General features: G+C 62.2%; 2 protein-coding genes. Both read left to right on the top strand.

The genetic code is table 11. The features are described 5' to 3' along the window. Positions 1–98 precede the first annotated feature (98 nt). Positions 99–1,394: a serine hydroxymethyltransferase gene (gene glyA / locus AC2FNE_RS24605; RefSeq protein WP_496806565.1), complete on the top strand. Its 1,296-nt coding sequence runs from the start codon at positions 99–101 to the stop codon at positions 1,392–1,394. A gap of 17 nt (positions 1,395–1,411) precedes the next feature. After that, the coding region (locus tag AC2FNE_RS24600; protein ID WP_496806564.1) for an aldolase/citrate lyase family protein at positions 1,412–1,597 on the top strand (186 nt) is incomplete at its 3' end.

Below are 1,597 nucleotides of genomic sequence, written 5' to 3'. Positions count from 1 at the left end.
GACGCCGCAGCAGGCCAAATCGTCGCTTTAAGCCTTTTGCGAAAGTGGCGTTTCCGATAGGAAATCCGCAAGATTTTACCCAGCCATGTGGAGCGCCAATGAACGCCAATCTTCGTGACACCGGATTTTTCACCCAGTCCTTGTCGGACCGCGATCCTGAGCTTTTTGGCTCGATCCGGTCTGAGCTGGGTCGTCAGCGCGACGAGATCGAGCTGATTGCGTCCGAGAACATCGTCTCTGCCGCCGTGATGGAGGCGCAGGGTTCGGTGATGACCAACAAATATGCCGAAGGTTACCCGGGCCGGCGCTATTACGGGGGCTGCGAGTTTGTTGACATCGCCGAGAATCTGGCCATCGACCGCGCCAAGCAGCTGTTTGGCTGTGGCTTTGCCAATGTGCAGCCGAACTCGGGCAGCCAGGCCAACCAGGGCGTGTTCCAGGCGCTGATCCAGCCCGGCGACACCATTCTGGGCATGAGCCTGGATGCCGGTGGCCACCTGACCCACGGCGCGCGGCCCAACCAGTCGGGCAAGTGGTTCAACGCCGTGCAATACGGCGTGCGCCAGCAGGACAACATGCTGGACTATGATCAGGTCGAGGCGCTGGCGAAAGAGCATAACCCCAAGCTGATCATCGCGGGCGGTTCGGCCATCCCGCGTCAGATCGACTTTGCCCGCATGCGCGAGATCGCCGACATGGTCGGCGCCTATCTGCACGTGGACATGGCGCATTTCGCCGGTCTGGTCGCGGCAGGCGAGCATCCCAGCCCGTTCCCCTACGCGCATGTGGCGACCACCACCACACACAAGACCCTGCGCGGCCCACGTGGGGGCATGATCCTGACCAATGATGAAGATATCGCTAAGAAAGTGAATTCGGCGATCTTCCCCGGCATTCAGGGCGGCCCGCTGATGCATGTGATCGCGGCCAAGGCCGTGGCCTTTGGCGAGGCGCTGCGCCCCGAGTTCAAAAGCTATATCCAGCAGGTCGTGACCAATGCGCAGGCGCTCAGCGATCAGCTGATCAAGGGCGGGCTCGACACCGTGACCCACGGCACTGACACCCATGTGGTGCTGGTTGACCTGCGCCCCAAGGGCGTCAAGGGCAACGCCACCGAAAAGGGCCTGGGCCGGGCGCATATCACCTGCAACAAGAACGGCGTGCCATTTGACCCGGAAAAGCCGACCATCACGTCGGGCATCCGCCTGGGCAGCCCCGCCGGCACCACCCGCGGCTTTGGCGAGACCGAATTCCGCCAGATCGCCGACTGGATCATCGAAGTGGTCGACGGCCTGGCAGCCAACGGCGAAGACGGCAACTCCGAAGTCGAAGCCCGCGTCCGCGCCCAGGTCGCAGATCTCTGCAACCGCTTCCCCATCTACCCGAACCTGTAAGCCGAAAGGTCCCAACCATGAGCTTTCACCCAATTGAACAAGCCCCCGCCCGCCTGAACCGCAGCGAGCTTGCCGTGCCCGGCAGCCAGCCCGGAATGTTTGAGAAGGCCGCGAAATCGGACGTGGATGTCATCTTTCTCGATCTGGAAGACGCCGTCGCGCCCGATGAAAAGGAACAGGCGCGCAGGAACATCATTCAGGCG

The sequence above is a fragment of the Ruegeria sp. YKSD179 genome (assembly GCF_059612885.1).
This window is presented reverse-complemented; position numbering and strand designations above follow the sequence as displayed.